The sequence below is a fragment of the Chromobacterium haemolyticum genome (assembly GCF_009936155.1).
Classification (GTDB): Bacteria; Pseudomonadota; Gammaproteobacteria; order Burkholderiales; family Chromobacteriaceae; genus Chromobacterium; species Chromobacterium haemolyticum.
In genome coordinates this window covers 2,931,621-2,955,273 of record NZ_AP019312.1, presented here as the reverse complement: position 1 = coordinate 2,955,273, position 23,653 = coordinate 2,931,621, and the positions used below count along the sequence as shown (strand labels likewise).

Sequence of the window (23,653 nt, the reverse complement as noted above, 5' to 3'; positions counted from 1 at the left end):
AAAGCCCGGGAATCCGGGCTTTTTTTTGCGCGGCGGGTTCAGCCTCGGTCGGGGCGGAGAAAGCAGGCGGACATATGGTCGTTGACCACGCCGCAGGCTTGCAGATAGGCGTAGATCACCGTGCTGCCGACGAAATTCATGCCGGCCTTCTTCAAGGCCTTGCTGACTCTGTCGGACAGCTCGGTGCTGGCGGGCACCCGCTCATCGTCGCGGCGGCGCAAGATCGGCCGGCCGTCCACATGCGCCCACAGCCAGTCGGCGAAACTGCCGTGTTGTTGCTGCATCTGCAGGAACACTTTGGCGTTGCGGATGGCGCTCTGGATCTTCAGCCGGTTGCGCACGATGCTGGCGTCCTGCATCAGCCGCTCGACGTCGCCGTCGTCCATCGCCGCCACCTTGGCCGGGTCGAAGCCGTGGAAGGCGCGGCGGTAGCCATCGCGCTTGCGCAGGATGGTGATCCAGGACAGGCCGGCCTGCGCGCCTTCCAGGACCAGCATCTCGAACAGCTTGCGGTCGTCGCGTTCCGGCCGTCCCCATTCCTCGTCGTGGTAGGCGACGTAGAGCGGGTCATCGCCGCACCAGGCACAGCGGGTCTGAGCCGGCATCAGCGGTTATGCAGCAAGATGTCGCACTGCAGCCCCACTTTTTGCAGGCCGGTGCGGCTTTGCAGATTGATCACCAGCGGATTGCGGATATTCGCCTTCATCGTGGACAAGGCAGGATGCTGTTCGTCGGCCTGATTGCTCAGCATGAGCAGGATGGCCACATCCTGCGGCTGTTGCAACTTCAGTTCGGACACCTCGGTGTCCTCCAGTTCGATCTCGTAGCGGATGTCCAGCGCTTCCGGCGTGGTGATGCTGAAGATGACGCCGGGGTCGTCCAGCGATTGCAGCCAGAACACTTGAGGTTGCGCCTGAGTGGCGTTGTGAAACAGCTTGAAGCGGGTGCAGTTTTCCAGCGCGGGGATGCCGCGCGGGAAAGTGATGACGGTGCTCTCGTCGATATCGACTTGGCCGAGCTGGCTGGACTGGAACAGCATGGCGTGCCTCCTAGCGTGACAATGTTCTCATTATGCATGGCGGCGGCGGCAATTGCACAAGCGGAACTTCGCGCGGGAGAAGATTGCAAGCTGTGGTTGTGGCCGCGGGTTTAACGACCTATATCAATATTACTCGAATGTCGTATTTAAATTGGGTTGCGGCCGGCCGGCAGAGTGCCCGCGCGCGATGCCAAGGGGGAGATCCCATGGGCTTGCCAGCAAAGCGGTTTCTGATTCTTGAAGACCAGCTGGTGTTGCGGAAATTGATTTCTCGTCAGGCCAGCTTCTTTAGCCGTTACGAAGTGGCCATCGATGAGTTCAGCGATCCGGCTGAGGCGCTGCGCAGCATCGGCGAGAACAGCTACGATCTGATTGTCACTGATATCGGCATGCCGGGCATGAACGGCATCGACTTCATCAAACACGTGGCTTTGCTCGGTTACCAGGCGGCGTTGCTGATCATCTCCGGCTATGACGGCAAGACTCTGAACACTATCAGCGAGATGGCTTGCAGCCTGGGCATAGGCAGCACCCGTTTTCTGTCCAAGCCGTATTCGGCGGAATCCTTTCTCACCGCGCTCAACAGCATTTTCAACGATCTGGAGCGCGCCTACCAGGTGCAGCAACTGGAAGTAGAGAGCTTTTTCGCCGACGTGTGTTCCGGCGAGTTCAAGCTTGAGCTTGAGCCGATCTTGAGCTTGCCCGGCCACCGGCTTGCAGGCTTTGACGTGACGGCGCTGATCCGGCCGCAAGGGCGGGTGGAGTGGAGCGGGGGGCTGTTCAATGTGCTGGCGCGCCGCAAGGGAATTTCCGCGCTGGTGTTGGAGGAGTTGGTGGCCCGCATCGCCAACCTGCTGGCCGGCTTGCGTCAACAAGGATTGGGTGAAGAGTGCGGTTTCAATGCGCGCATCGACAAAGCCTGCCTGGAGAGTGAAAACCTGTTTGATCACTGTCATTCTCTGTTGCAGCAGCGAGGCGTGCCGCCGCGGTTGTTGGGCTTCGAGTTGGCCGAGGGCCTAGGACAGCAATCGCCGGCTCAGTCTTTCGAGAATGTCGCCAAGATCAAGTATCTGGGGTTCCGGCTGATTGCCGATCACTTTGGCACCGGCTCGCTGACCCAGAGCAATATGCTCAAGCTGCCATTCGACCATGTGAACATCCCCATCGAATCCCTGCGATGGATAAGAACCATGCTGGGAGCGGATCCGCAGGCGCTGCGTTTTTTGCGTATTTACGGTTTGCCGCCGGGAGCAATTACCGTAAGCGGTGTCGATGAGGAAGAGGACGTCGCGCTGGCTCAGGAGATGGGATGTCCTCGCGTGCAGGGCGCTTGTATGGCCTTGCCGGTACGTGAAAACGAGTTAAGCGACTATTTGCGGCGGAGCCAAGAAACCGCGGCGGCGGAAGGAGGCGCGGGATGAGCGTTGCGACAGTGGATTTTTCGCGGATGCGGATATTGGTCGTGGACGATCAAACCCTGGTGCGTTCCTTGATCAGCCAAGCTTTGCAGACCATGGGCATGCGTTCGGACGCCATTTTTCAAACCGCGGACGGCACCGCGTCGATGCGGTTGTTGGACATCCGCATGGTGGACCTGGTGCTGTGCGATGTGCAGATGGCGCCGATGAACGGCATGGACCTGCTCAAGGAATTGCGCTGCGGGCATACCATGAATCCTTCCAACCTGCCGTTCGTGTTTTTGTCCGGCCATGCGGATCGCAGCAATGTGGTGCTGGCCAGTCAGCTCCACGCCGACGGCTTTGTGGTCAAGCCGCCGAAACCGGCCGATGTCGAGAAGGCGATTGTGGCGGCGATGCAGCGCAAGCGGCCGGAAATCGATCCGTTCAGCTACTACGGCGTTGCCACCGGCACCGAATATGATCGCAAGGTCTTTGGCCGGCTGTTCGACGCTCCCGCTCTGCCAGAGGCACCGTCGGGCACTGCGGTGAGCTTGCTGACGGTCAAGGCCGGAGCGGTGCTGGCTCAGGACCTGTTCAGTAAAAACGGCCATTTGTTGCTGCCGCGCGGTGCGGCCATCTCCGCCAACCAGATCACGGTATTGCGTGATTTCAGCGATCGCTACGGCGTATTGAGGCTTTTCGTCGAGGAGATTTCCGAGGCCGAAGCCGAATCGTCTCGCGAACATTGAGTGGCCGTCAATGAAGTTTGCCAGGTCGCGTCAGGACCATATCAAATCCATCCGCCGAGCGGTCATCCTGATCGTGCTGTTGCTCGGCGTGTTGCAGGCAATGGCCATTCTGCGGTTGTTGAACGAGTCCTGGGACTCTTATCGCACGGCCCGGCACGTGGCCGAGCTCAATCGCGATATTTCGGCCTTGTATCAGGCGGTTAGCTCGGAAAACCTGGAAAGCAGCAAGCTGCGCCTGCTGTTGACAGCGAAATCTCCGCCGACGCTGCAACAACGCGAGGAGCTAAGCGGGCTCGCCCGCAATACTGACGCCAAGTTCGACGTGGCGTTGGCCTCCATTCCCGTGATGACCGGGATGGACGCTTCCAGCCAGACACGGTTGAGCAATCTGGCCCACGATTTCAAAGTGCTGCGTGAGGAATCTTCCGCGACATTGAGTCGGCCGGACTTTCAGAATGAGTCTTTGAGCAATTTGCTGTACTTGGCCACGGCGCGGATGCGCAACGAGGCCGGCGGCATTCTGGCCGCGGACATGGCGCAACTGGCTAGCCAGGGCGACCCCACCCTCAACAGCCTGATGATGATCAAGCAGAGCTTGTGGCAGTTGGGCGGCCAATTGCGCGGCAACGTGGTGGCGCTCATCATGCGGGAGCAGTTGGGGCATAGAATGAACCGCGACATCGAGGACGACCTGGCCTTCCGGCTAAGCTCCGCGATGTTGATGGTGGAGCAGCTGCGCCCAGTGATCCTGGGGGTGCACGACGATGCGTTGAAAGCCGAGTTCACCAATTTGGCTACCCTGACGCTGAAGCTGCAATTGGTGGTTAAGCTGCAGCTCGAGCAGATCGACGGCGCCCAGCCCTTCGATCAGGCCACGGATTTTCACGCCAGTTTGGCGGAGCTGGACGGGGAGCTGCAGCGCATCTTCGACATGGTGGAACGGATGACGGCCGATCGCATTGACGAGAGCCGGCGAGTCAATTTGTTCCGCATGGTGCGCGATGGACTGTTCGGCGTGTTGGCGTTGGGCCTGATGCTGGTGTTGCTGTACTACATGGTGCGCCGCGTGCTGCGGCCGCTGTCCGCCTTGAAGCATATGCTGGATGCTTCCGGCGATGCGGTGCTGATTGTCAATCGCAACGGGCGGATCGAGATCGCCAACGCCGGGGCCGGCAAAATGTTCGTTTATCCTCAGGCGGCGCTGCACGGCATGTCGGTCTACAGCTTGCTGGAGGTGCCGGGCGGCGCGGCGCACCTGACCCAGGCTTTGAATGATCAAGAAACGGTGGCGTTGTCCGGGGAGGGCTTGTCCGCTAACGGCGAGCGTTTCTATGTGGCGATTTCCCTTAGCCAGTTCAGCAATAGCCGGGACCATGGCTGGCGCATGCTCACGGTACGCAACGAACAACAAAGACGGCAGGCGGAAACCTCGCTGGAGCGCAGCGTCGAGTTGTTGTCCGCGATTTCTGTGGTGGAGGGCATGTTGTTGGCGCGAGAGCCGCGCGACAAGGTGTTTGAAGAACTGCATCGCGTGTTCTGCCACCATACTGGCGCTCGCGAATGTCTGCTGGTGGCTTGGTCACCGCTGGATGAGGGCGGGCAGTCCTTGTGCTTGCAGGCTGGCCAATGGCCGCCGGAGTTGCCGCCGTTGTCGGAAGTGGCGTATGCGGCCGCTCCGCTCAGTCAATTGTTCCAATTGCTCAGCGAGCGCTCCACTTGGATTTCCCTGCCGGTGATGCTGGGAGGCGATGTCGCCGCCGCGGTATGCATGCAACAGCCGGACGTGTACCGGTTGGGTGTAGGCATGCAGCCTCTGATCGGCGCTTACGCCAATATCCTGGGTTTTTACGACGAGGAGGCGCGGCGCAAGGTGTCGGAAGCGCAGTTGCGCACCGTACTTCAGGAAGAGGAGGCGGTGTTTGCTTCGTCCCCCGTGGGTTTGTTGCGCCTGAACGAGCAATTGCAGATTTCCCGCTCCAATCAGACGGCGGAAATGATTTTCGATGTTGGAGTCTATGGCCTGGTTGGCATGCACTTGATGGAGTTGATGGCTTCGGATCAAGCCTGGATTGAGCTGACTGAGCATTTGCAGCAAATGCGGCAAGGCACGCGTGTTCACTGTGAACTGGAGTGCTTTACCGGCGCCGGCCTCCCGATTTGGGTCTTGTTCGAAGGCCAGATGGTGGCGACGGAAACGGTAGAGGGTGTGATGATCCTGGCATGCCTGGACATTACCGAACGCAAGATGGCCGAGTTCGAGCTTCGCATGGCGCGTGACCAGGCCAATGCCGCCAACCGCGCCAAGAGCGCCTTCCTGGCCACCATGAGTCATGAGATTCGTACCCCGATGAATGGGGTGTTGGGCATGTTGGAGCTGTTGAACATGACCCGGCTGGACGGCGAGCAGCGGGACGCGGTGGCCACGATACACGACTCCGCGCATACGCTATTGCGTTTGATCGACGATATTTTGGATTTTTCCAAGATCGAGGCCGACAAACTGGAGATCGTTACCGCGCCCACGGCGATGCGGCCGTTTTTGGAGAGTATCCGCAGCCTGTACCAGGAAAACGCCTACAAGAAAGGCTTGGATTTTCAGCTGGAAGTGGATGAACAACTGGCGCCGACGCTGGTGCTGGACCCCTTGCGCGTACGGCAGATTCTTCAAAACTTCATCAGCAACGCGATCAAATTCACCACTCAGGGCGGGGTGATCATTCGCGTCAAGGTGCTCAGCACCATGGCCAATTATCAATCGCTCAGTTTTGAGGTGGAAGATAGTGGCATTGGTATGACCGAGGACAGTTTATCCAGGTTGTTCCAGCCTTTCACCCAGGCGGATTCCGACACCACCCGGCGTTTTGGCGGCACCGGTCTGGGGCTTGCCATCTGCCGGCGGCTGGCCGGTTTGATGGGCGGCCATGTGGAGCTGGAAAGCGAATTAGGCAAGGGCAGTTGCGCGCGTCTGTTGCTGGAGGCGGAGTGGTCGGAACAGGTGGTGGCGCCGGTCAGCCTGCCCCAGGTTCACGTGCCAGCGGAGACGCCGCGCGAGGAGGAGATCGAAACCGCGGCGCCTTCGCCGGAGCAGCGCGTGCTGCCCATTCTGTTTGCCGAGGACAACCCGACCAATCGCAAACTCACGCTCAAGCAACTGGAAAAACTGGGCTATTCGGCAGAATGGGCCGAGGACGGCGAGCAGGCTTTCGCCAAATGGCAAACCGGCCGCTACTCGATGATTCTGACCGATTGCCACATGCCTGGCATCGATGGTTATCAACTGGCGCGGCTGGTGCGCGCGCAAGAGCAAGAGGAAGCGGCTCGGGGCCATATTCCCATCGTCGCCTGCACCGCCAACGCCGCCAAGGAGGAGTTGGACAAGACCCGTGACGCGGGCATGGATGATTTCCTGACCAAGCCGCTGTCGATCGCGGAGCTGTCCGCCGCCTTGCAAAAATGGACGACGACGGAGGGCGCTCCGGAAGCCGGGCCTCCGCCGCCTGCCGCGGCGGGGCCGGAGGACGGGCCGGTGGACCGCTCCGTTCTGCAGGTGTACAGCAACGGCGACCTGCAAGTGGAACTGGAAATCCTGCGAGACTTCCAGCAGGGCAACGCCGAGGACGTGGGCGAACTGCGCAGCGCCATCGCCGAAGGCTCAAGCGACCGCGTCAGTTTCGCCGCCCACCGGGTCAAGGGCGCTAGCCGCATGGTGGGCGTCAATGCTTTGGGCGCCGCCGCCGAAGCGGTGGAAAAGGCGGGCAAGGCCCAGTCGTTGGAGCAGGTGATGGTTCTAATGCCGGCCTTCGACGCGGCGCTGGCCGAGTTTGACGCCTGGATGGCCCGGCAGAATGAAACCAATTTGGCATGAGGGTCTGTCGTTTATTGCGCTTCATCAGATATGGCGCGATGAGTAGCGTGTCGAAATGCTCATCAACCACTCGTACATTCCGCTTTTTCACTCGCTTTCGCCTTGTCTCGCTTTAGCTCGCGAGATCGAGAACAGCTGCTTTACCCGCTCCGCTCTGTCAGTCGTTCTTCGCCTTTGCTCGCTAGACTTTGAACAAATACAGAGGCGCGCCAAGGTCGGCTAGAATGTCCAGCCATGAGCGAGCCGACATCACTTTACCCACAGTTGGAAGCGGCGCTGCTGTGCCGCGACGTTGAGCGCAAGATGGCGCTGGCGGTTGAGGCCTTGCACGGCTGGCGCGTCGACGCGCTGCCGCGCAGCGCGGATGCGCCGCCGCCATACCCGTTGCCCGAGGCTGGGCGTCCTCCGCTGCCGGAGCTGGTGCATCCGTCCAAGGTGCCCAAGCGCAGCCTGTCCACGCGCCAGGGGCATGCTGCCTTGCTCCACGCCATCGCCCACATCGAATTCAACGCTGTCAACTTGGCGCTGGATGCCGCTTGGCGGTTCCGCGCGATGCCGGATGCTTTCGTCAGCGATTGGCTGCAGGTTGCAGCGGAAGAGGCGCGCCACTTTTCCCTGTTGCTGCGGCGTCTGCGGGAACTGGGGCACGACTACGGGGATTTCCCGGCCCACAACGGTTTGTGGGCGATGAGCTGCAAGACCGATTACGATCCGCTGGCGCGCATGGCTCTGGTGCCCAGAGTGTTGGAAGCCCGCGGTCTGGACGTGACGCCGGGCATACAGCGTCGGCTGGCCGGCATCGGCGATCACGCGAGCGTAGCGGTGCTGGACATCATCTTGCGCGAGGAAGTGGGGCATGTGCGCATCGGCAACGCTTGGTTTGGCCGGCTGTGCCGACAGCGCGGCCTAGAGCCGGAGACGTGTTTTCAGGAACTGCTGCGACGCCACGATGTCCAGCTTTACCGCGGGGCTTATAATCTGGCAGCCCGCGAGCGGGCGGGGTTTTCAGTCAGGGAGCTGGAAGCGCTGCGCGCCTTGTGCGAAGACGACACCGCTTCAGCCGGCTAAACTGCCGGCGGCCTTACCTGGAACGACGAAATATGCTATTGAATTTGTTTAAGAAGATGCAAAAGCAGCGGCGCTTCGCCATGACGGTGCTGCTGCTCAGCACCTTGATCTTTGCGCTCAGCTCGGCGCTGTGGCGCGGCTTTGACGGCGGTCCCGGCCCGTTGCTGGCCATTTTGTGTCCGCTGGCGATGTTGCTGGCCCTTATCTGCCAGTTCAGCGCTTTGCTGGCATTGGCGAAAAGACCTTAAACCAAAAAAGGATTTTTAAAACAGCGGCTTAAAGTGTTGATTGCGGACGACGAGCGGACTTGACTGGCACCGGCAGGCCGCGCATAATCGCCCCCGTATCGATAAGGGTCAGGGCTCCACATTGGGTGGAGCCTTTGCTTTTTGGAATTTTCGGAGAAACCGAGTCATGGACCATCAGGCATTCCTGCGCCAATTGGAAACCAACGCGCTGCCTGCATCCGACTTCAACCATCGCGCGCATCTGTACGCCGCCTGGGCCTATCGTCGCCAATATCCGGCGCCGGAGGCCGCCGCCCGCTGCGCGCGCGCGCTGTCCCGTTTCGCCATGGTGAACGGCGCGGCGATGAAGTACCACCACACCCTGACCATGGCCATCCTGGTGATTCTGTACAGCCGGATGGCCAGCCAGCCGCAGTTGCTGGAAGATTGGGAAGCGTTCGCCAGCCACTGCCCGGACATGCTGGCCGACCCCCGCGCGGTGATCCTGCAACACTATTCTTCAGAGCGCCTGGACGACGAGTCGGCGCGCAAAGGCTTTGTCGAGCCGGACCGCGAGCCGTTGCCGATGTCCTGTCTGCTGCACTGAGCCCTCGCTCAACGAACCTCACCAGAATAAACAATGAAAGCACCGGAACTTCTGCTGCCGGCCGGCACGCTGGACAAGATGCGCGCCGCCTACGACTTCGGCGCCGACGCCGTCTACGCCGGCCAGCCGCGCTACAGCCTGCGCGCCCGCAACAACGATTTCAAGCTGGAAGAGCTGAAGCAGGGCATAGACGAAGCCCACGCACGCGGCAAACTGTTCTTCGTCGCCAGCAACATCCTGCCGCACAACAGCAAGATCAAGACCTATATGGCCGATATGGAGCCGGTGATCGCGATGAAGCCGGACGCGCTGATCATGGCCGATCCAGGCCTGATCATGATGGTGCGCGAGAAGTGGCCGGAAGTGCCCATCCATTTGTCGGTGCAGGCCAATACCGTCAACTACATGGGCGTCAAGTTCTGGCAGAAGCTGGGCGTGTCGCGCATCATTCTGTCGCGCGAGCTGAGCCTGGACGAAATCGCCGAGATCCGTCAGCAATGCCCGGACATCGAACTGGAAGTGTTTGTGCACGGCGCGCTGTGCATCGCCTATTCCGGCCGCTGTCTGCTGTCTGGCTATTTCAACCATCGCGACCCGAATCAGGGCACCTGTACCAACGCCTGTCGCTGGGACTACAAGGTGCATGATACCCAGGGCGATGATGCCGGCGATGTGCAGACCATCAAGTTCGACTTCAACAAGGCCCTGGAAGAGGCCAACCAGAGCTTCGCCTCCTGCGGCGGCGCCGAGCGTCATCCGTTGGCGGACAAGACCTATCTGATCGAAGAAGGCAGCCGCCCCGGCGAATTGATGCCTATCATCGAAGACGAGCACGGCACCTACATCATGAACTCCAAGGACCTGCGCGCTGTGGAGCAGGTGGAGAAGCTGGCCAAGATCGGCGTGGATTCGCTGAAGATCGAGGGCCGCACCAAGAGTTTGTACTACGTGGCGCGCGCTGCTCAGGTATACCGCAAGGCCATCGACGACGCCGTGGCCGGCCGCCCGTTCGACCTCGGCTTGCTGGCTGAGCTGGATGGCCTCGCCAACCGCGGCTACACCCCGGGCTTCCTAGAGCGCCACCAGACGCAGGAGTATCAGAATTACATCACCGGCCATTCCAAGGCCAAGCAGAGCCAATACGTTGGCGACGTGCTGTCCGTGGATGCCGAAGGCTGGGCGCTGATCGAGGTGAAAAACCGCTTCGCGGTGGGTGACCGCATCGAAGTGATTCATCCCAGCGGCAACCAGATCATCGAACTGGCGCAGATGACCCGCAACGATCAGCCGGTGAGCGTGGCGGCCGGCAACGGCATGCAGGTCAAGATCCCGGGCATGCAGGGCAAGGAAAAGGCTTTGCTGGCGCGTTTGTTCTGAACCGTGCCGACGCGGAGTTGCGCCTGACGGGCGGCCATTGCGGCCGCCCGTTTTTTATGGCGGAGCGCCGGCCTCATCAGGCTCTTATGTTGAACATAGTTAACGACGTGAGCACAGTCTGTGGCGGGCGTGTTTATTTTTTTGCGCGGCAGCATCGATAAAAGTTGCACGGTTCTAAAAACATGGTTAAAAAGGTAGAGCGTTACAGATAGATGTGTGAATTTTATTAAACACACGCTTGGCGCGGAGAAATGAGAGACAAAAGAGGAGACGATGGATGCCGGCCACCGCCTGTCCAGGGCGAGCCAGCCGGCTTTCCGCACAGGTTTCCCCGGCTCGCGCGTCGTCGTTCCAGTGGCGCGCAGGCCATATTGGCACCTTGACGCTTTGCAAGCTGTCCACGATTTCGCGGACCGGTTCTTACAAATCGTAGCGAACGGACAGCTGGAATCGCGCGCGATGCGGTGTAAGTTGGCAAAGCGGCGCTCGTCGTCCGCAGCGGTCGGCAGCGGCGCTTCGGCGCGCCGACATCGCGTTTGGCCTTGAGCGGCTTTCGCCGCCAGGGGAGAGGGAGCGGCGTCATGGCCCGGCAACGGGCGCAGAGGGCGGCGCTGAACTTGTCGTCGGTCAGGCCGGGCCTACGCCGGCCGCGGCCTTCCATTGAGGAAACCTGTCATGAAGAAGCTGGCTCGCAATCTGTTTTGTTCGCTGCTGCTGCTCCCCGCGATGGGCGCGCAGGCGAAGGACAAGGCGCTGAATGTGTACAACTGGTCGGACTACATCGCCAAGTCCACCATCCCCGGATTTGAAAAACAGAGCGGCATCAAGGTCAAGTACGACGTTTACGACAGCGACGACACCTTGCAGGCCAAGATGCTGACCGGCCGCGCCGGCTACGATGTCGTGGCGCCCACTTCCAATTTCATGGCCAAGCAGATCGAGGCCGGCATCTATATGAAGCTGGACAAGTCCAAGCTGCCCAATCTCGCCAATCTGGACAAGGCGCTGATGGCTAAGATCGTCGACGCGGACCCCGGCAACGCGCACGGCGTTCCCTGGGCCTACGGTACCGACGGCCTGGGTTACAACCTGAACAAGGTCAAGGCGGCGCTGGGCAAGGACGCGCCGTTGGACAGCTGGGATATCCTGTTCGATTCCAAATACGTGTCCAAGCTGAAAGGCTGCGGCGTGTCGGTGCTGGATCAGGCCAACGACGTGTTCGCCGTCGCCTTGCACCATCTGGGCAAGGATCCGAACAGCAAGAACCCCGCCGACTACCAGGCCGCTTTCGAAGCGCTGAAGAAAATCCGCCCCTACATCACCCAGTTCAACTCCTCGGGCTACATCAACGACCTGGCCAACGGCGACATCTGCCTGGCGCTGGGCTTCTCCGGCGACATCAACATCGCCAAGCACCGCGCCCGCGAGGCCAAGCGGCCCTACCAGCTGGCCTATGTGATACCCAAGACCGGCGCGCCGCTGTGGTTCGACGTGATGGTGGTGCCCAAGGACGCGCCGCATCCCGAGGCCGCGCACAAATGGATCAACTACATCCAGTCGCCGGAAGTCAACGCCGCGATCACCAATGAAGTGTTCTATCCCACCGCTAACGCCGCCGCGCGCAAATTCGTGAAGCCGGAAATCGCCAATGATCCGGCGGTGTACCCGCCGGACGCGGTGGTGAAGACGCTGTTCCTGCTCAAGCCCTTGCCGACCGACATCATGCGCCTGCAAAACCGTTTGTGGACGCAGTTGAAGACCGGTCATTGACCGCCGGGCCCGGACGGCTTCCGCCGCGCCGGGCCTGACAAACTCATGCCGACTCGATACCCCGGGACCGCGCCGCGCGGTGCCCTCGGGTGCTTGCGTCCGGCGCAGAATGGAGAGCATGTACCGGGCCATCCAGCAGCCGGCTGTGGGTGGTCTGGAGCCGGCATCCTGGCCTTGCAAACAGTGGCCCGGCCGGACTCCTAGGAGAATTCAAGAGGAAGCCGCCGAGCCACGGCCCGCATCAGACGGGCCGGGCCGTCGGTAAAACAAGCAATGCAAGCCAAGCCGGAACGCGCCGGCCACGTGGTGCTGATATGAAAAGTCTCAAATTAAAACGATGGTTGCCCAGCGGACGAACTACCGTCATCGGCATTCCGTTTCTATTCCTGTTCGTATTCTTTCTATTGCCCTTCCTGCTGGTGGTGGGCATCAGCTTCTCGCAGCAGCAACTGGGCATTCCGCCTTACACCCCGCTCACCAAGCTGGAAGACGATGTCTTCACCATTGCGCTGAATATCAGCCACTACAAGTTCATGCTCAGCGATGACTTGTACTTCGCCACCTACATCAGTTCGGTGAAGATGGCCTTCGTCTCCACGGTGCTGTGTCTGTTGATCGGCTACCCGATGGCCTACTACATCGCCCGCGCCTCCGATCGCGCGCGCGATACCCTGATGATGCTTGTGATCCTGCCGTTCTGGACCTCCTACCTGATCCGGGTCTACGCCTGGATCGGCATTCTGAAGAACGACGGCTTCCTCAATCAGTTCCTGCTGTGGCTGGGCGTCGTCGACACTCCGCTGCGGCTGTACCACACCAATTGGGCGGTGTATATCGGCATGGTGTTCTCTTATCTGCCGTTCATGATCATGCCCTTGTACGCGCATCTAGTGAAAATGGACCTGCGCTTGCTGGAGGCCGCCTACGATCTGGGCGCCAAGCCATGGAAGGCCTTTGTTCAAGTCACTTTGCCGTTGTCCAAGAACGGTATCATCGCTGGCAGCTTGCTGGTGTTCATTCCGGCGGTGGGCGAGTACGTGATTCCGGAACTGCTGGGCGGCTCCGATACGCTGATGATAGGCCGGGTGATGTGGGACGAGTTCTTCAACAATATGGATTGGCCGATGGCGGCGACGGTGACCTGCGCGATGGTGCTGCTGTTGCTGGTGCCGATGGCGCTGTTCCAGCACTACCAAGTCAAGAATATGGAGGCCGCGAAATGATCAAGCCGAACAAGCCGCTGTCTTTTCTGGTGCTGGGCCTGGGCTACGCCTTTCTCTATCTGCCCATCGTGCTGTTGATTCTGTTCTCTTTCAACGAGTCCAAGTTGGTGACGGTGTGGTCCGGCTTCTCCACCAAGTGGTACGCCGCTTTGCTGGAGGACGAAGAGCTGATCAACGCGGCATGGCTTAGCGTCAAGATCGCCCTGATGACCGCCACCGCCTCGGTGGTGATAGGCACGTGGGCCGGTTTCGTGCTGGCGCGTTTTGGCCGTTTCCGCATGTTCCCGTTGTTTGCCGGCATGATCAACGCGCCGCTAGTGATCCCGGAAGTGATCCAGGGCATTTCGCTGTTGCTGCTCTTCGTCGCCATGGAGCAGGCCTTTGGATGGCCGGAGGGAAGGGGGGTGTTCACCATCTGGATAGGTCACGTGATGTTGTGTGTGTCCTATGTCGCTATCGTGGTGCAGTCGCGAGTGCGGGAACTCAATCTTTCGCTGGAAGAGGCCGCGATGGACTTGGGCGCACGGCCGTTGAAGGTGTTCTTCGTGATTACGTTGCCGCTGATTTCGCAGGCGTTGATTTCCGGCTGGCTGCTCTCGTTCACGTTGTCGCTGGACGATCTGGTGCTGACCGCCTTTCTGTCTGGTCCTGGCTCGACCACCTTGCCGATGGTGATCTTTTCGCGGGTGAGGTTGGGTTTGAATCCGGAAATGAACGCGCTGGCCACTTTGTTCATTCTCTTTGTTTCCGTCGGCGTCATCGCCGCCAACTTCTATATGCGCGCGGCGGAGCGGAAGCGCGAGCGTGAAATGAAGCTGGCCTTCGCTCAAGGCTAATTGAGAGCGGGGCGGGCCGGCGCTATCGAGCGGCAGGACGACGGAGCCGGCCGTCTTTTGTTTTCCCTTTTCATCGGCGACAATGCCGGAGTCTTTTCGGTATGGTGACGTCATGTCGCGATTGAAATCCTGGCTGCGGCATCGCTGGCCGCTGCCGGTGTATCGGCCCGATCCGCTACTGCCCCATCATGGAGCGGACGGTTACCGTAATCTGTACCCTTTTCAGCAGCCGAAGCTGGCCGATGTCTTGCGCTGGGAATGGCAGCGCCGCCGCATGCCGGCTGTGCGGCACCGGCTGGAACGCATCCCGCGGCGGGTGCCGGAGCTGGCGGCGTTGAATGGTAACAGAGAGCGGCCCTCGCTGACTTGGGTGGCTCACGCCACTAGCTTCATACAGTTGTGCGGCAAGAACATATTGATTGATCCAGTTTGGTCGCAACGCGCCTCGCCGTTTCAGTGGGCTGGACCTGAGCGGCAGTCGCCTCCTCCGATGGCTTTGCAGGAACTGCCGGCGATCGATCTGGTGCTGATCACCCACAATCATTACGATCACCTCGACTTCAACACCGTGCGCCGGCTGGCGCGCCAAGCGGCTGCTTGCCCGCGCTTCGTCGCGCCGCTGGGTGTGGGAGTGATCCTGCGGCACGCCGGCGTGCCGGCGTCGCGCATCCATGAGCTGGACTGGTGGCAGTGTTACCGGCTGGACGGCGTGGAGGCCGAGTTGACGCCGGCTCACCATTGGAGCAAGCGCTGGATGTTCGGCGACGAAAACCGCGCGCTGTGGGGTGGTTTCGCCGTGCGCGGCGATGGGCTGCAGTTCTGGTATCCAGGCGACACCGGTTATCAGGACCAGCTGTTCCGGCTGATAGGCGAACGCATCGGCTTGGTGGATCTGGCCTTGTTGCCGATAGGCGCTTACGAGCCGCGCTGGTTTCTCAGTCCGCAGCACGTGAATCCGGAGGAGGCTGTGCGAATTTTGCTGGACACCGGGGCGCGAGCCGCCTGGGCAGTGCATTGGGGCAGTTTCATCCTTACCGACGAGCCGCTGGATCGCCCGCAGGACGATCTTGCCGCCGCGCTAGCGCTATGGAATATCTCGCCGGAGGTCTTTAAACGGCCGGCCATGGGCGAAACACGCTGGTTTTGAGTCCGATCTTGGCAGTAAATCCCAAACGTCGTCGTTTGAGGCTTATTTTACCGATGCGGCTTGGCTGCAAGCATTGCCCCTGATGGCAAGCGGGAATACAATCAACAAGTAGTTTTTTTCAGAAGCGAAGACTAATTTTCGTTTTCGCGGCAATTCTTGGGGCTCTAATGACTATTCTTCAACTGATCAATCAACGGGTGCAGGCCGCCCTGGCGGCAGCCGGCGCGCCGGACGCGCCCGCCGTGGTGCAGCCGGCGTCCAAGCCGGAATTCGGCGACTATCAAGCCAACGGCGTGATGGGCGCTGCCAAGCAGCTTAAGACCAACCCGCGCGAACTGGCCCAGAAAGTGGTTGCCGCGCTGGATCTTGCCGGCATCGCCGACAAGGTGGAAATCGCCGGTCCGGGTTTCATCAATATTCATTTAGCCCCTGAATATCTTGCCCGACGAAGCGAAGCCGCCCTGAAAGACGACAAGCTCGGCATCCGTCGCGTTGCGCCGCAGCGCGTGATGGTGGAGTACTCCTCGCCCAACCTGGCCAAGGAAATGCACGTCGGCCACCTGCGTTCCAGCATCATCGGCGACGCGCTGGCCCGTGTGATGGAATTTGTCGGCCACGACGTGGTGCGCGCCAATCACGTGGGCGACTGGGGCACCCAGTTCGGCATGCTGACCGCCTACCTGGTGGAAACCAGCCACGCCGGCGACGCCGAGCTGCAGCTGTCCGACCTGGAAACCTTCTATCGCAACGCCAAAGTGCGTTTTGACGAAAGCGAAGATTTCGCCAACCGCGCCCGCGACTACGTGGTCAAGCTGCAAGGCGGCGACCAGGAAGTGCTCAAGCTGTGGGAGCAGTTCGTCGACGTATCGCTGAAGCATTGCGAAGCGGTGTACCAGAAGCTCAACGTCGGTCTCAAGCGCGAGCATGTGCGCGGCGAATCCTCGTACAACGACGATCTGCCGGTCATCGTCGAGGAGTTGCGCGCGGCCAGCCTGCTGACCGAGGACGACGGCGCCCAAGTCGTGTTCCTGGAAGAGTTCCGCACCCAGGAAGACAAGCCCATGGGCGTGATCATCCAGAAAAAGGATGGTGGCTATCTGTACACCACCACCGATTTGGGCGCGGTGCGCTACCGCCATAAAACCCTGAACCTTGACCGCGTGATCTACGTGGTGGACGCGCGTCAGAGTCAGCACTTCGCCCAGATGTTCTCCATCTGCCGCAAGGCCGGTTTCGCGCCGGACAGCATGAAGCTGGAACATGTCGGTTTCGGCGTGATGATGGGCGATGACGGCAAGCCGTTCAAGACCCGCTCCGGCGGCACGGTCAAGTTGATCGAGCTGTTGCAGGAGGCCGAAGAGCGCGCGTTCGCGTTGGTGTCGGAGAAGAATCCGGATCTGCCGGAAGCCGAGCGCCGCGAGATCGCCGCGGCCGTGGGCATCGGCGCGGTCAAGTACGCCGACTTGTCCAAGAACCGCATGAGCGACTACATCTTCAACTGGGACACCATGCTGGCCTTCGAGGGCAATACCGCGCCCTATCTGCAATACGCTTACACCCGAGTGCAAAGCGTATTCCGCAAGGCAGGCGACTACGACGCCAATGCCGGCATCGTCATTACCGAGCCGGCGGAGAAGCACTTGGCCGCGGCGTTGGCTCAGTTTGAGGATACCTTGCAGGCGGTGGTGGACGGCTGCTATCCGCACTACTTGTCCCAGTATCTGTACAACATCGCCACGCTGTTCTCGCGCTTCTACGAGGCTTGCCCCATCCTGAAGAGCGAGGGCGACGTCCGCGCCAGCCGTCTGCAGTTGTCGGCGCTGACAGCCAAGACGCTGAAAACCGGTCTGGATCTGTTGGGCATCAAGGTGCTGGATTCGATGTAAACCGGTTTCCCCGGCTCAAGCATGCCGCCCGCGCTTCGCGCCAGCGGCATTTTTCATGGGGAGGGAGTTCAAGGCGCGGCGGGTGCTTTGCCGACCTTGGTTTCTCCGTTTGCGTCCGCAGTCGGGGCGGCCTCTTCTACGCCCATTGCTTTGTTCGCCGGTGGCTGGATGGAGGCGCCCAGCATTTCCAGCACCTTGGCCATGCCGGCCGGCATGGCCGTGTCGCCGCGTCCCACTTCAACACGGTATTTGGCGGATAGCGTTTGCTTTTTCATGTTCACATCCTTGGAATGGGGGCGGAGGGCAGTCTACGCCGATTGCGATGTCTTTGTCATGACATTGACTGGGGGGCTTCAAGATGCTCCGCTCTTTGTGTCCAGCGCAACTTGGTTCCGGCCATTGGCCTTGGCGCGGTAAAGCGCCTGGTCGGCGCGTTTCACCACCGCTTCGGGTTGGGCATCGGCGGGGCTGGCCATGGCAAGGCCGATGCTGATCGTGGCCTGGCCGACATCCGGAGCTTGCGAGCATTCGACGACGGCGCGGATTTTCTCAGCCAGCACCGCGGCGCCCCTGTTGTCTGTATCGGGCAGTAGCAGCAAGAATTCTTCTCCACCGTAGCGAGCGGTGAAATCCGTAAGGCGGCGGTGGTTTTCAGGAGTTGAGCGATGTGACGCAGCACGCGGTCGTCGGCGTCGTGGCCGAAATTGTCGTTGACGCGCTTGAAGTGGTCTACGTCCAGTAGCAGCACTGAATAAGGCATGCCGCTGCGTCCGTAGCGCAGGTGTTCTTCCCGCAGTTGCTCATTGCAGGCCATGCGGTTGTTCAAACCGGTAAGCGCGTCGCTGCGCGCCTGCTGCGCCAGCCGTGTGGCCGTACGCACCAACTCGTGGTTGACCTCGCGCAGGAAGTCGGTGCGCTCCTCCACCAGTTGCTCCAGTTTGGCGTTGATGTCAGTCAGTTTCTGCTTGCGGGCGAGCAGGGCTGTGGCCATGTTCCGCATTGCTTGCGACAACAAGCGCAATTCCTGAGCGCCGCTGGCCAGCGTCCAGTCGGCGTGTTCGTCCCCCTGGCCGATGCGTTGGGCAATGTCGGCCAATTGTTCCAGAGGCCGGCTGAACAGGGCTGCCAGCCGGTAGACGGCAACCATCAGCAGCAAGGTGGCGGCCAGGCCCAGCAGGATCAGGCTAATGCGCAATTGGCTCAGGGGCGCCAGCGCCTGCTGTCGCGGCTGGCGGACGACCACGCGCCAGTTGAGTCCAGCTTCACGGACCCAGGCCTCGCTATACAAATAGTCTTCGCCGTCGGGCCAGGCTCCTAGGTGGAAGTCCCGCCCGGCGGTCAGCGGCGCGGACGCGCGCTCCTTCCCGATTGCTTCGAACGGCGACAGCATATTGTTGTGCTGGTCGATGATGAAGACTTGTTGCGATTTTTTGGCAGGCAGCCGTTCTCGTAACGTTTCTTCCACCCAGGCCAGAGCGCGTGCGTGGCCAGAACGCCGCGAAGCTTGCCCTCGGAGTCGTAAATCGGGGAGGCGAAGTCGACAAAGCGCAGCGGCTCTCCGTTGCGAGAGGCGGAGGGAATGAGCTTGGCCAGTAGCACTGCCTGGTGTATGTCGCCGACAAAGGGGCATGGCGCCCATGGATGAACCAGGGGCGTTTGGCCGCGCTCTGGCCCTGCAACATGCCGCTGGTGGCGGAAACAATATTGCCTTCAGGGTCGGCAATGCCTATCCATGCATAGTAGCGATAAGCGCGTTTGGTGCGTTCCAGGCTTTTGCGCAGATCGTCGCTGTCCAGCGGCGCGCGAACGTAGGCGGGGGTCTGAGCCAGCAGCACGACTTCGCGATAACGTTCCTGCAGATTGGCGGCGATAGCCTTGGCGATGTTGTCCGCCAGCGCATGCATGGCTTCGCCCTGGTTTTGCACGATGCGGCTGCTCAGCATGTGGTCCAGGGATAGCGCGGCCAGCAGCGCCGTGGCGAGAAACAGCGCGCCGAACAGCGCGGTCAGTCGCAGCCGGAAGCTGTCGGGCAAGCTTGGGAGCATGCGGGGCATGGTCGCTTTGCGGGGGTGAGGACGATTGGATTATAGATTGGCTGCGTATTTGGGGCGCCTTGCGAAAAGGGTGGCTCAAAACGACAAAAAACCCCGAAAGCCGTGGGCTATCGGGGTTTCTGAGTTTTCATGACGCGTCATGAAATGGTGTTGTGGTGGAGGCGGCGGGAATCGAACCCGCGGAAAGCCGCGCAGATAAAAGGCGATAGCGGTAATGCTGACCAAAACCAGACCGCGCGCCATTTTTATGATTCGCCGTCCTCACTGGAGCCCTTGCAAAACATAGCTACTGCTCTGCTGCCAGCATCGTCAACTTCAGAGGGTATCCAACGTCCATACGTCTTCCTGATCATGCCCCAGTCAGCGTGCCCCATCTGTTTTGCAACCCACATCGGATGCTCGCCGGCGGACAACATCATGGATGCGTAGGTGTGGCGAGTTTGATAGGGGTAGCGGTAACGAACATGGGCGAGCTTCAGAACATGAGTCCACATCGTTTTGCGGATTGGCTGGTCTCCGGTCCAGCGTTCTCCCGTGTTCGGGTTTTGGAAAATCTCCGCCCATTGTTGATAAGTGAATTGCTTTTGATCTATCAGCGCCGATAGAGCAGGGGCTAGAAGCTTCACTTCCCTTCGTCCCGCCCTGGTCTTTGTGTCCTCAGCTTCTCCGGACTTTTGGGTTATGGCCTTATTGACCTTGATAACCTTTCTTGTCCAGTCGACATCAGACCAATCAAGCGCAACTATTTCAGATGTGCGCAGACCAGTCCAGAAAGCAAACTGAATGAAATTTCGGGCTTGCCCTTCGCATGCTTGCAAGATGCGGTTTTGTTCTTCTGAGGTGAACGGATCGATATCATCGCTTAATTTCGGTGGCTCGACCTTTCGGTAAGTCCAATCTGCAATTGGATTGGAACTTATTAAGCCCTCCTCAAGTGCATCTGTTAATGCGGCCCGTAAAACAGATTGAATATTGGCAAGGGTTTTATTCTTGCAGGCGATGTTGGAGAATTTATCCCTCAGAGAACTTCGAGAAACATCAGCCAATGAATCATTGCCGAGGGTGGCAATTAAGTGGCCGTAAATTATTTTCCGATATCCATTTATTGTGCTTGACTTAATAGTCAATGATTTCTTTTCTAGCCAGATAACTAAATAGTCGCTCGCCAACATTTTGCCAGAAGTCGCTCTCGCCAATGTTGAGGCTCGTTTCGAATTCGGAAATGTCGTTGCGTAATCAAAAGTACCTTGCTCAATTGCAATCAAAACGGCGGCCCGGTGTTGGGCCGCGCGTTTCATATTAGCGGGGGTGGGCTGAAGCTTGATCCGCTCCCTGCAGCGCTCTCCCGCATAGTAGAAATCGATTTCGATCGTTGAGGCCGAAGCGGCCCGAACGCCGTCGTACTCCCGTTCTGTACCCATTCCTGATAACCCTCCGTGTCAATCAGCACCCGATCATCAGGCGCTTTCCTCCAAACGACACCTTACTTCCAAATGCCGTCCCGGATTTTGGTTCTGATGGCAACCGGCGTATATCCGGTCTGCTCTGCAAACCTTTCGATGGTGACGAACCTATACATGGTTGCCCTCAAAATAAAAAAGACCGCCGAAGCAGTCTCATAATTAGTCAAATACTAGTTTCCAGTTGGCGCTAAACCACCGTGCCAACCGTAGGTGGAAGAACGGGGCCGACAAACTCCCAGTCCTTCATCCCGTAGCGGATGCCTTCCAAGTGGCTGACATCGATCAGCGCCCACTTCATCGGCGGGCCGCAGCGTGCCCAATAGCGATTGCCGGGCTTCAGCTGGTCAACGCCCAGGATGTTTTGCTGCCGCAGCTGCGCGATGTAGTGGGCAACGGCCGCGGCGTCTTGCCCCTCCGGCCAACGGACTCCGCCGACGGTCATCTGCAACAGGGTCTGGATATCGCGCTCAAGCTGCGCAGCGCGCGCGGTGGCGGCCAGCAACTCGTCGCGGATCTCGTTGACCAGCTGCAGATGGAATGGCGTGGTAGGGACCGACTCTGCAACGGCGGAGCGGATGGTCTGGAGGAGGGCGTGGCGGCTGCCCTGCACGGCGGCACCGGACAACGCGAGCCCGTGCTCGCCGGCCAGCTGGATAACTCGTTGATCGGGGATCATCATCACCTCAAAATTAAGGCCGCTCGGTGGCGGCCTAGGTGGTCATAGCAGCGTCGATGGCCGCGTCAATGCCATCTAGCATCTGCTCTGTTGGCAGGCCTCTGGCCAGCACCTCGCCAACGGCATTTCCGACGTAGTGCTCAAACCCTTTGGCATGGGCGACAAGTCCGTCACGAAGGCGGAAGTACCGCGCAGCGTCCAGTTCCAGTTCGGCGATGCGCGCTGCAAGGCCGTCGATGTGGGCGATGATGGCTTGCGACATTACGAAACCATTTGCCGCAGCGCCGCGTATTGCATCCAACTCGTCAGGAGTCAGCATGTTAGCTCTCCTTCCGCGGGTAGCTGTCACTCCACCAAGTACGGCCGCCAGCCAGACGCAGCTGGAACTGAACGGTGTCGCTGTCCACCGCCTCGGTGTAGATGTCGGTCAGCGGCCGGCCCTTGCGAACTGCTTCAATCGTGCCCTGCCGCTCGCCAATCTTGACCTCGCGGCCGATCAACGCCGCGCCTTGTTCAACTGCGGTTTTCATATCTCTCCTTCCATGCCTGCCTTGCAGCTCGGGCAGTAGTAGGTTCCCAGGCCCGGCGCGTCCGGGTCAGGGACGAAGTTGTCAGGCGGCTCTCCGACGAAGACTGTGCCGCCACTGGTGTGGACGTGCGGGGCGTGGCCGTAATTCGGATACAGCGGGATTCCCTCCAGCCCAGTGCAGTGCTCGCACGCCATCACTCGCCCCCTTCCTTCGGCTGCGGCGCGGCTACAAATACGTTCCGCTCCGCATTCATGAATTCGATGGCAATTTTGGAGACTAGAGAGCCTCGCTCGAATATTTCGCACATATAGTCGTCCTGGTTGCGGCTCGCTTCGTCTGCCAGCGTGCAACGGTCTACATCCGACTGAGTTGCCTGGCGCAAGCGCAGCTCACATCCAGCAGAAACGTCGAACCACCAGCCGCGCATGCCTGGCGGGATGTCTCTCTCCATCTGCTTTCTAGATTTCAGCTTGGCGCGATATACCTGTAGGAATGCTGGCTGTTGGGCCGGTTGCGGAGCGGCCTCGGCGGCTGCGATGGCGGCGTTTGCCTTTTGAGCATGCGACCTCAGCGCCTGAACAACCGGGCGCTTATCGAGAATCTGACCCGGCGCCCGCTCAGCGATCAATTCCAGCTGGCGTTCAATCGCGCTAGAGATATGCTTCAGTGCATCGAACAGCTGCTTTTCCAGTTCAGTCATGTTGCTTCTCCTTGCCGGCCAGCATTGCGCCTCGGCATGAATTCCAGCCATAAACAAAATCCAGCGTTCCCTGCTTGTATGACTTCCATGCAGGAACTGGCGGTGCGGCGTAGAGCGGAATTTCCTCGACGTCGTAGTGCTGGCGGATGTCTTCCAACAGTTCAGGCTTCCAAGGCCTCAGCTCTATGGAGTCAAGAATCACTTCGCCATTTGCTCGCCGGATGTACCGCCACGCCACCGGCTCGCCGGCCGGAACCTCTCGGGCTGCCTCAGCCAGGTCATCGCACAGCATCAGCAGATGCGGGCCGGTCAATGCCGCATCGGCGCGGCAGATGCCGGCTTTAACCGCAGCGCTGCGGATGGCTTTGGCAAGAACGGAGAGTTCGTGTTTGGCGTTTTCCAACTCTGCTGCGAGGTGATCAACATCATGCAAAGGCTGGCGATAGCCATCAATCAGCGCGTTGACCACGTCTTCGATGTCGCGCGTATGAAAAACGCGGAAGGACTCGCCTCTGTGGTTCCGAAGCCTCCCCGCGTAGTAGGGGACGTCTTCAAACGTGGTGTTCTTCGGCGTGGCATTAGCGTGGGTGATGCGTTCCAGAGCAGGCAATGGCGGGGGAATTTTGACCTGCACCTGGCCGTCTGCCACGTCTATGTGTTTGCCGTCGGCAGGGCCGCCGATGAAGAGAGATTTCATGGTGTAGTTCCTATGGCGTTACCGTCGCTCTGCGGGATGGTCATGGGAGGAGTGGGACAGCTCTGCGAGCGCCGCATCACGGTCAGCAACAGCGGCCATTCGAGCGAACTCGCGCGCCAGATCCGCCGGCGTGTAGTTGTCCAGCGCCGGGATGACGCGCGCCAGCTTGCGGTCGAAATAGCCGGTGTCTACGCCGTAGGGGCCGCGGCCGCGCGGTGTCTCGGCGCGCGTCAACTCCTTCTCCAGCGCGTTGATCAGTTCGTCGGTCAGCTCGCCGGCTCGGTCGGCTGCGATGACGGCGCGCGCGGCGTCGATCAGGTTCTGTTGCATTGTCATGCC

23 protein-coding genes and 1 pseudogene are annotated in these 23,653 nt (G+C 60.1%); 12 read left to right on the top strand and 12 right to left on the bottom strand.

All coding sequences use genetic code 11. From position 1 onward, the window contains the following. Positions 1 to 38 precede the first annotated feature (38 nt). Entirely contained in the window at positions 39 to 605 is a 567-nt protein-coding gene (locus tag GYH29_RS13545) for a DNA-3-methyladenine glycosylase I (protein WP_161523964.1), read from the bottom strand. Further along, positions 605 to 1,039: a flagellar assembly protein FliW gene (gene fliW / locus GYH29_RS13540; RefSeq protein ID WP_019104181.1), complete on the bottom strand. Its 435-nt coding sequence runs from the start codon at positions 1,037 to 1,039 to the stop codon at positions 605 to 607. The genes GYH29_RS13545 and fliW overlap by 1 nt, the downstream gene beginning before the upstream one ends. Positions 1,040 to 1,245: 206 nt before the next feature. Here fliW and GYH29_RS13535 point away from each other — a divergent pair, with 206 nt between their 5' ends. The 12 genes from GYH29_RS13535 to argS all read left to right on the top strand — a co-directional run bounded on the left by GYH29_RS13535 (position 1,246) and on the right by argS (position 17,194). Beyond that, on the top strand, positions 1,246 to 2,460 hold the full coding sequence (locus tag GYH29_RS13535; protein WP_019104180.1) for an EAL domain-containing response regulator: 1,215 nt from the start codon (positions 1,246 to 1,248) through the stop codon (positions 2,458 to 2,460). Then, the gene (locus GYH29_RS13530) at positions 2,457 to 3,188 is read left to right on the top strand and encodes a response regulator (protein ID WP_081574981.1); all 732 of its coding nucleotides are present in this window, start codon (positions 2,457 to 2,459) and stop codon (positions 3,186 to 3,188) included. The genes GYH29_RS13535 and GYH29_RS13530 overlap by 4 nt, the downstream gene beginning before the upstream one ends. Positions 3,189 to 3,198: 10 nt before the next feature. Next, entirely contained in the window at positions 3,199 to 7,053 is a 3,855-nt protein-coding gene (locus GYH29_RS13525; RefSeq protein ID WP_052052180.1) for an ATP-binding protein, read from the top strand. Positions 7,054 to 7,287: 234 nt separating this feature from the next. Continuing rightward, positions 7,288 to 8,121, top strand: a complete 834-nt coding sequence (locus tag GYH29_RS13520) for a ferritin-like domain-containing protein (protein ID WP_039754871.1) — start codon at positions 7,288 to 7,290, stop codon at positions 8,119 to 8,121. Positions 8,122 to 8,153: 32 nt separating this feature from the next. Next, entirely contained in the window at positions 8,154 to 8,369 is a 216-nt protein-coding gene (locus GYH29_RS13515; RefSeq protein WP_019101450.1) for a hypothetical protein, read from the top strand. Positions 8,370 to 8,535: 166 nt separating this feature from the next. Further along, positions 8,536 to 8,955: a hypothetical protein gene (locus GYH29_RS13510; RefSeq protein ID WP_019101451.1), complete on the top strand. Its 420-nt coding sequence runs from the start codon at positions 8,536 to 8,538 to the stop codon at positions 8,953 to 8,955. Between the two features lie 33 nt (positions 8,956 to 8,988). Then, positions 8,989 to 10,332, top strand: coding sequence for a prephenate-dependent tRNA uridine(34) hydroxylase TrhP (gene trhP / locus GYH29_RS13505; RefSeq protein WP_019101452.1), 1,344 nt, complete (start codon positions 8,989 to 8,991; stop codon positions 10,330 to 10,332). 675 nt (positions 10,333 to 11,007) lie between these two features. Further along, entirely contained in the window at positions 11,008 to 12,102 is a 1,095-nt protein-coding gene (locus tag GYH29_RS13500; RefSeq protein ID WP_043593021.1) for a polyamine ABC transporter substrate-binding protein, read from the top strand. Positions 12,103 to 12,416: 314 nt separating this feature from the next. Continuing rightward, a complete protein-coding gene (locus GYH29_RS13495; protein ID WP_081574983.1) occupies positions 12,417 to 13,325 on the top strand; it encodes an ABC transporter permease subunit in 909 nt (302 codons plus the stop codon). Further along, on the top strand, positions 13,322 to 14,161 hold the full coding sequence (locus tag GYH29_RS13490; RefSeq protein ID WP_019104629.1) for an ABC transporter permease subunit: 840 nt from the start codon (positions 13,322 to 13,324) through the stop codon (positions 14,159 to 14,161). The genes GYH29_RS13495 and GYH29_RS13490 overlap by 4 nt, the downstream gene beginning before the upstream one ends. A 112-nt stretch (positions 14,162 to 14,273) precedes the next feature. Then, on the top strand, positions 14,274 to 15,308 hold the full coding sequence (locus GYH29_RS13485) for an MBL fold metallo-hydrolase (RefSeq protein WP_161523963.1): 1,035 nt from the start codon (positions 14,274 to 14,276) through the stop codon (positions 15,306 to 15,308). A gap of 167 nt (positions 15,309 to 15,475) precedes the next feature. Beyond that, complete coding sequence (gene argS, locus GYH29_RS13480; RefSeq protein WP_019104627.1) at positions 15,476 to 17,194, top strand: arginine--tRNA ligase; 1,719 nt, start codon at positions 15,476 to 15,478, stop codon at positions 17,192 to 17,194. Between the two features lie 68 nt (positions 17,195 to 17,262). Here argS and GYH29_RS13475 read toward each other — a convergent pair whose 3' ends face one another. The 10 genes and pseudogenes from GYH29_RS13475 to GYH29_RS13425 all read right to left on the bottom strand — a co-directional run bounded on the left by GYH29_RS13475 (position 17,263) and on the right by GYH29_RS13425 (position 23,644). After that, the gene (locus GYH29_RS13475) at positions 17,263 to 17,469 is read right to left on the bottom strand and encodes a hypothetical protein (RefSeq protein ID WP_019104626.1); all 207 of its coding nucleotides are present in this window, start codon (positions 17,467 to 17,469) and stop codon (positions 17,263 to 17,265) included. Between the two features lie 78 nt (positions 17,470 to 17,547). Further along, positions 17,548 to 18,341: pseudogene (locus tag GYH29_RS13465) on the bottom strand (GGDEF domain-containing protein). A 133-nt stretch (positions 18,342 to 18,474) separates the two neighbouring features. Continuing rightward, positions 18,475 to 19,248: a PDC sensor domain-containing protein gene (locus GYH29_RS13460; RefSeq protein ID WP_161523962.1), complete on the bottom strand. Its 774-nt coding sequence runs from the start codon at positions 19,246 to 19,248 to the stop codon at positions 18,475 to 18,477. Between the two features lie 245 nt (positions 19,249 to 19,493). Further along, positions 19,494 to 20,669, bottom strand: a complete 1,176-nt coding sequence (locus GYH29_RS13455) for a tyrosine-type recombinase/integrase (RefSeq protein ID WP_161523961.1) — start codon at positions 20,667 to 20,669, stop codon at positions 19,494 to 19,496. A gap of 229 nt (positions 20,670 to 20,898) precedes the next feature. Next, positions 20,899 to 21,390, bottom strand: coding sequence for a hypothetical protein (locus GYH29_RS13450; protein WP_161523960.1), 492 nt, complete (start codon positions 21,388 to 21,390; stop codon positions 20,899 to 20,901). A 31-nt stretch (positions 21,391 to 21,421) separates the two neighbouring features. Next, positions 21,422 to 21,706 (bottom strand): hypothetical protein, encoded by a 285-nt coding sequence (locus tag GYH29_RS13445; protein WP_161523959.1) that lies wholly within the window; start codon positions 21,704 to 21,706, stop codon positions 21,422 to 21,424. Position 21,707: 1 nt separating this feature from the next. Then, positions 21,708 to 21,917 carry a hypothetical protein gene (locus GYH29_RS13440; protein ID WP_161523958.1) on the bottom strand — a complete coding sequence of 70 codons (210 nt, stop codon included), beginning with the start codon at positions 21,915 to 21,917 and terminating at the stop codon, positions 21,708 to 21,710. Positions 21,918 to 22,110: 193 nt separating this feature from the next. Beyond that, positions 22,111 to 22,617, bottom strand: a complete 507-nt coding sequence (locus GYH29_RS13435; RefSeq protein WP_161523957.1) for a hypothetical protein — start codon at positions 22,615 to 22,617, stop codon at positions 22,111 to 22,113. Continuing rightward, positions 22,610 to 23,314 (bottom strand): hypothetical protein, encoded by a 705-nt coding sequence (locus GYH29_RS13430; RefSeq protein WP_161523956.1) that lies wholly within the window; start codon positions 23,312 to 23,314, stop codon positions 22,610 to 22,612. The genes GYH29_RS13435 and GYH29_RS13430 overlap by 8 nt, the downstream gene beginning before the upstream one ends. A gap of 18 nt (positions 23,315 to 23,332) precedes the next feature. After that, on the bottom strand, positions 23,333 to 23,644 hold the full coding sequence (locus GYH29_RS13425) for a hypothetical protein (RefSeq protein ID WP_161523955.1): 312 nt from the start codon (positions 23,642 to 23,644) through the stop codon (positions 23,333 to 23,335). Between the last annotated feature and the right edge of the window lie 9 nt (positions 23,645 to 23,653).